Here is a 5,982-nt window from a genome sequence, read left to right on the forward strand (position 1 = left end):
GGGTATGATGTGCCCGAAGTGCGTCGCCCATGTGAAGAAGGCGCTCGAGGGCGTCGAGGGCGTGTCGGAGGCCGTCGTCGACCTTGACGCCGGCACCGCCGTCGCAAAGCTTACCGAGTCCGTTGAGGACGCTGTGCTCGTCGACGCCGTCGTCGAAGCCGGCTACGAGGTGAAGGGCATCGAGTAGCCGGGTCTCTTCCGGTTTCGCAAACTGCGGCGCCGCCAACGCATGGGAATCCAGGGTTCCGCTGCGTTGGCGGCGCCGTTTGCGTTGAGATATTAACGCCCGGCGACTATTTGCCGCAACGCGGCGATGAACCGTTCGTTGTCGGTTCTGGTGCGCACGCTTACGCAGAAATGGCTGCCGGGCGAAACGCCGGGCGTGCGATCGAGCGTGCGAACGGGAAAGCCCCGCTTTTGCAGCTTACGAACCAGGTCCGGTGTATCGGCGGCTCCCAGATGCATGGAGCGGCCCGGTGCGAACGAGCACATCACATAATTGGCTTCTGCCGGGTAGATGCTGATGCCGGGAACCAGGCTGAGCATGCACTGCATCCAAGGGATCTCGGACTCGAGCATCTCGCGCGATCGCTCAAGATGGTGATCGGGCGCTGCCAGTTTGAGTAGGCGAGCGCTGAGCGCAGCGGATGCCGGACGTTTGACAAGCTGCGAGATGCGTGCGGCGACGGCAGGGTGCGCCAACGCGCATGATAGGGGCATGCCCGGCAGCGAGAATGTGTCGGTTAGCGATCGGATGACGATGAGATTCGAGTGGTCGCCGAGCATGCTTGCCGCCGATTCGCCGCCAAGCGTCAGGTCGATCCCGCGTTCGTCCACGATCACCCATGCGCAGGCTTGCAGGTAGTCGAGCAGCGTCTGCCGTGCCAGCAGCCGGCTAGTGGGGAAGGCGGGGTTGGCGAGCATGGCCGCGTCGAAGGACAGCCCCATGCGGTCAACGGCTTGCGGCTCGGGAACAACGAAGCCATCGGGGCCGGGAACCTCCACGATGCGATGGCCGGCGGTTCCCAGGCATCGCTCGTAGGCGGCGCGCGAGGGCACGGGCACCGCCACCGTGCGCGGCTCGAAGGAGTTCGCCACGGCGGCCAGCACATCGGTTGCCGATGCGCCGACGGCTACGCAACCGGGGTGCACGCCGTAGCGTTTCGCCAGCAGTGCGGGGATTTGAGCTTGTGCGTTGCGCTCCTCTTCCGGCGTGATAGGGTTGCGCGTCAACAAGTTGAGTGCCGGGCCGAATGCGTCGGGCATGCCGAGCGGGTTGAGCGTCTGGGAGAAATCGAGCCAGTCTATGATGGCGACATCGGAATCGGGCAGCATGTCGGGAGCCGCCGGCGCAGGTGCGAGGGCACCCCACCCGGTGGCGTGAAGGCGTCCTTTCAATTCGTCCAAAGCGCCCTCCTTCCCATTGGTTCCCGATATCGCGTTAAAGCCGAACGCTAATAGTAGCACAGCGTTTTGCGCTCTGCGTCCCGTGGTAAACTGGAACACATGATCGATTCGAGCGAACATGAGGGCATGCTGCCTTTGGAACCCTGGGATGGGCCGGCGATACTGCTGGTCGACCTCGACGCGTTCTTCGCTTCCGTCGAGCAGCTCGATCACCCCGGATGGCGTGGCAAGCCCGTCATCGTCGGGGGCAGCGCCGACAAGCACGGCGTGGTGTCGACTGCATCCTACGAGGCGCGCGTGTTCGGCGTTCACTCCGCCATGCCTGCGGCAACGGCGCGCAAGCTTTGCCCGCAGGCTATTTGGGCCAGCGGCAGGTTCGAGCGGTATAAGCAGGTCAGCAACCAGGTTATGGCCATCCTTAACGATGAGACGCCGCTTGTGCAGCAGGTCAGCATCGACGAGGCCTTCCTCGACGTCACTCCCACGCGCACCAATCGGGAGCACCCCGTTGCCATCGCGCGCCGCATCCAGCAACGGGTGGAACAGCTCGGCGTCACGTGCTCGGTTGGGGTGGGAACGTCCAAAACGGTAGCGAAGATCGCATCCGATATGGACAAGCCCCGTGGCCTTACCGTCGTTTATCCGGGCACTGAGCGAACGTTTCTCGACCCGCTTCCGGTGCGAAGCATGAGCGGCATCGGCGCCGCCGCCGAGCAACGTTTGAAAAGCCATGGGGTGGAAACGCTCGGGCAGCTGGTGTGCGAGGGTCCGGCGCGCCTTGAGCGGCTCTTCGGGAAGAACGGGCGCGTCATGTATATGCGAGCATGCGGTTTAGACGACTCCCCGATTCAGCAGCATGCGCCGGTGAAGTCGGTGTCGAACGAGGTCACGTTTGCGAACGATTTGCGTACGCGTGACGATATCGAGGCGGCGATCAACACGCAATCGGCCAAGGTGGGCAGAAGGCTGCGCGGCAAAGGCCTGCGCGGCTCCACCATCGGCCTGCGCCTTCGGTATCCTGATAGGTCGAGCCGCTCCGTTCAGTGCAGGCTTGCCAGGCCGACCGACGATGAGCTGTTGTTCGCTCCAGAGCTTTGCGGCATGCTTGATGAGCTATGGGAACCCGGCATCGCGGTGCGTCTTATCGGGGTGTCCGTGTCCGGGTTTTCCGAGTCGGAAGGCGAGCAGGGCAGTCTGTTCGATGTGAAGCAGGTCGCCCCGCTTGAGGGCGACGCGAAGCCGCGCATTCAAGACGAGTCGAAGCGTCGCGGCTTGCTTGCGGCAACCGATCTGGTGAAAGACCGTTTTGGGGAAGGAGCGGTCCGTTTCGGCCACGAGCTGCGCAACGACGGCAACACCACCGGCACCGCCGCCAAGAATCCCGCAGATTATCAGTAGTCCCAGTAATCCTGAATCAATTCCTGCCTGTTCGCCTTTTGCGATTTCTTCAGGATGTTGTGCACATGTACCTTCACGGTTCCCGGTGCCAGCGAAAGCTCGGCTGCGATGTTCTGGTTGTCCTTGCCCAGCAGTACCAGGCGCAAGATCTCGGTTTCGCGGGGCGTCAGCTTATGGGACGCCGCGTAGGGTACCAGGTTGTGATCGATATACGTTTCCACCTGCTCGCCTCCTTGCGTGGGAGGCTCGCTGTGGCGCACGGAAAGGTACGTGAGCGAAGATCGCAGCGCCACGAACTCGCAAACCAGGGCAAGCAGGTTCTCGGCGAAGTTGCGTTCCGGGAAGAAACCCAGGGGGATATCAAGGTGTCCGGGGCCGATTACCAGCAAGACAAAGCCGTTTTCGGCTACCACCGCAAGCAGCAGCACCCAGAGCAGCACGTAGAATTTTGGGAATCGGCTTAATCGCAACCGCATCCGGTTATCTTCGGTGGTGATGTATTTGAACGCTGCGAAAAACAACATCCAGACGATGAACACTTCGCGCAGCGAATAGAACATGAACATGTGCACATACCCTTGCGGAAGGAACAACGTCACGGCAAGGCTTGCGCCGACGAACAGGTACGCCGGGCCCAGTTTGACGATGATCGAATCTTCTTCAACGTAGGCGCACACCATCAACCAAAACGACATGAGCGTAGCGCAACCGAAGATGATGGAAAACGCCGGGTCGCCGATGAAGAACGCCTCATGTGACACCGCCGACTCCGATGCCATCACATAATCGTCGCGGAAGACCAGCAGGCAATCGCAGTAATACATGAGAAAGCCCACGAAGCAGTACAGCTGGACTTTGTTTCGCGAAACCAAATAGGACGCGAGACAGACTGCCGAGGTCAAGATGGCGCATACCTGCATGGCGATCGAGTAATAAAACAGGAACATGCTTGAATCCACAGCACATCGCTTTCGTTTAGTCATTGGCTCCGCTTTTGACGCGTTCAGTATACGCTAGAAATCCAGAAACACGAAATGCCTGATAAAACAGCTCTATACCCGGTTTATACCTCCGTATATACCCTTGTTTCCTCTGGCGATATACGCCTAAACCTGCCAATGATGTGGGCAACCCGAAAAGCACGGGTGCAAGTCGCTCGCAACGAAGCGAACTGAGCCAAGCAGGGCGCGGATGTTGCGACAACGCTATACCGGATATAGTCCGGAACTCCATGAAAGGGGGGTGCATATGTCTACCGAGGCCGCTGCCGTCGACTCCGCAGGCGGGCCCGTGGTGAAGGAGAAGAAGAAGAGGAAGAAGAAGCTTAGTTTCCCGACAGCGTTCACCATCCTGTTCGTCTTGACCATCATCGCGGTTATCGCAACGTGGTTCGTGCCGGCAGGACAGTACGCGAAGCTTCAGTATGTGGCCGATTCCAATGTGCTCACGGTCACGAGCCCGCAAGGCGAGCTGAGCGAGGTTCCCGCTACGCAAGATCAGCTCGATCAGCTCGGCGTGCAGATCGACATCGAGCAGTTCACTGGCGGGTCCATCACGAAGGCCATCTCGATCCCCGGTACCTATGAGCAGCTTCAAGCTCAGCCTAAGGGCATCGCCGATGTCACGCAGGCGATGGTGTCCGGCACGATCGACGGCGTCGATATCATGGTGTTCATCCTGGTGCTCGGCGGCCTGATCGGCGTTGTCAACGCAACCGGCGCGTTCGAGTCCGGTCTGATGGCATTGACGAAAAAGACCAAAGGCCATGAGTTTTTGCTCGTGTTCCTGGTCGCCCTGCTCATGGTCCTCGGCGGCACGTCTTGCGGCCTTGAAGAGGAAGCTGTGGCGTTCTACCCGATCCTGGTTCCGGTGTTCTTAGCGCTCGGTTACGACTCCATCGTATGCGTCGGCGCTATCTTCCTGGCCGGTTCCATGGGCACCACGTTCTCCACGATCAACCCGTTCAGCGTCGTTATCGCCTCGAACGCGGCGGGCATCAATTTCATGGAGGGCTTCGAGTGGCGCGTTGGCGGCTGCATCGTGGGCGCCAGCTACCTGTACTGGTACTGCAAGAAGATCAAGGCCAACCCCGAGGCTTCCTACACCTACGAGGATCGCGAGCACTTCGCCCAGCTGTTCAGCGTTGAACGCGGCGAGACCGCCGCTGCCCACGCAGAGGGCTTCAGCCTGCGCAAGAAGGCCATCCTGGTGCTCTTCATCGCCGCCTTCGTCCTGATGGTGTACGGCGTCATGAACCTGCACTGGTGGTTCCCGCAGATGGCCGCCATGTTCCTGGCTATCTCGATCATCATCATGTTCATCTCGGGTACCGACGAGAAGACCGTGGTGAACGCGTTCATCAACGGCGCATCCTCGCTGGTCGGCGTGTCCTTGATCATCGGCCTGGCCCGTGGCATCAACCTGATCATGGAAGAGGGCCTGATCTCCGACACTCTTCTGTTCTGGTCCTCCAACGCGGTTCAGGGCATGGCGGGTCCGGCGTTCATCCTGATCATGATGCTGCTGTTCTTCCTGCTCGGCTTCGTGGTCCCGTCTTCCTCCGGTCTGGCCGTTCTGGCAATGCCCATTATGGCTCCTCTGGCCGATACGGTCGGCATCGATCGCTACTCTATCGTCTGCGCTTATCAGTGGGGTCAGTACGCGATGCTCTACCTCGCACCTACCGGCCTGGTTTTGGCAACCCTGACCATGTTGGATATGAAGTACTCCAAGTGGTTCAAGTTCGTGTGGCCCATCGTGGTGTTCACGTTGGTGTTCGGCGGTATCCTCCTGTGCGCGCAGGTCATGCTCGCATAATGCCGCAAACATACTCCTTATGAAGAAGGCTCCCCGCGGGGAGCCTTCTTCACGTTTGCGTATACGTTGAAAACATTAGTCGCGGCTTGAAGCCAGGAAGAACAGCGCCATGGTTCCCGGGCCGGAATGCGCTCCGATGACGGGATCGACGTAGTTGATGCGGATGTCTTGGACGCCGAAGCGCTCGCGGATCTTGTTCTCGAGCCATTTCGCATCATCGATGCAATCGCCGTGGGTGATGAACACCGTCTGCTCGGCGATCGGCGCCGTGCCGGTACGTTCCATGTGGTCGAGCAGCGCGGAGAGCGACTTCGTGCGACCGCGCACCTTCTCCAGGGGGACAAGGTGCCCCTCGTCGTC

General features: G+C 60.3%; 6 protein-coding genes. 3 read left to right on the forward strand and 3 right to left on the reverse strand.

The window, feature by feature from the left end; genetic code table 11:
* Positions 1-187, forward strand: a 187-nt coding sequence (locus Q0H50_RS07875; protein ID WP_294421141.1) for a cation transporter, incomplete at its 5' end; no start/stop codon positions are given.
* A 92-nt stretch (positions 188-279) separates the two neighbouring features.
* Here Q0H50_RS07875 and Q0H50_RS07880 read toward each other — a convergent pair.
* The gene (locus Q0H50_RS07880; protein ID WP_294421143.1) at positions 280-1,407 is read right to left on the reverse strand and encodes an aminotransferase class I/II-fold pyridoxal phosphate-dependent enzyme; all 1,128 of its coding nucleotides are present in this window, start codon (positions 1,405-1,407) and stop codon (positions 280-282) included.
* 99 nt (positions 1,408-1,506) lie between these two features.
* Here Q0H50_RS07880 and dinB point away from each other — a divergent pair, with 99 nt between their 5' ends.
* Entirely contained in the window at positions 1,507-2,805 is a 1,299-nt protein-coding gene (gene dinB / locus Q0H50_RS07885; protein ID WP_294421144.1) for a DNA polymerase IV, read from the forward strand.
* On the opposite strand, the gene Q0H50_RS07890 is transcribed toward dinB, so the two are convergent.
* The gene (locus Q0H50_RS07890) at positions 2,799-3,752 is read right to left on the reverse strand and encodes a helix-turn-helix transcriptional regulator (RefSeq protein WP_294421145.1); all 954 of its coding nucleotides are present in this window, start codon (positions 3,750-3,752) and stop codon (positions 2,799-2,801) included. The genes dinB and Q0H50_RS07890 overlap by 7 nt on opposite strands.
* Before the next feature lie 301 nt (positions 3,753-4,053).
* Here Q0H50_RS07890 and Q0H50_RS07895 point away from each other — a divergent pair, with 301 nt between their 5' ends.
* Complete coding sequence (locus Q0H50_RS07895) at positions 4,054-5,622, forward strand: YfcC family protein (RefSeq protein WP_294421147.1); 1,569 nt, start codon at positions 4,054-4,056, stop codon at positions 5,620-5,622.
* Positions 5,623-5,697: 75 nt separating this feature from the next.
* Here Q0H50_RS07895 and Q0H50_RS07900 read toward each other — a convergent pair.
* A partial coding sequence (locus Q0H50_RS07900) for a DegV family protein (RefSeq protein ID WP_294421148.1) occupies positions 5,698-5,982 on the reverse strand: 285 nt, incomplete at its 5' end.

Origin of the sequence: uncultured Senegalimassilia sp., assembly GCF_934632265.1 — a bacterium.
Lineage (GTDB): Bacteria > Actinomycetota > Coriobacteriia > Coriobacteriales > Eggerthellaceae > Senegalimassilia.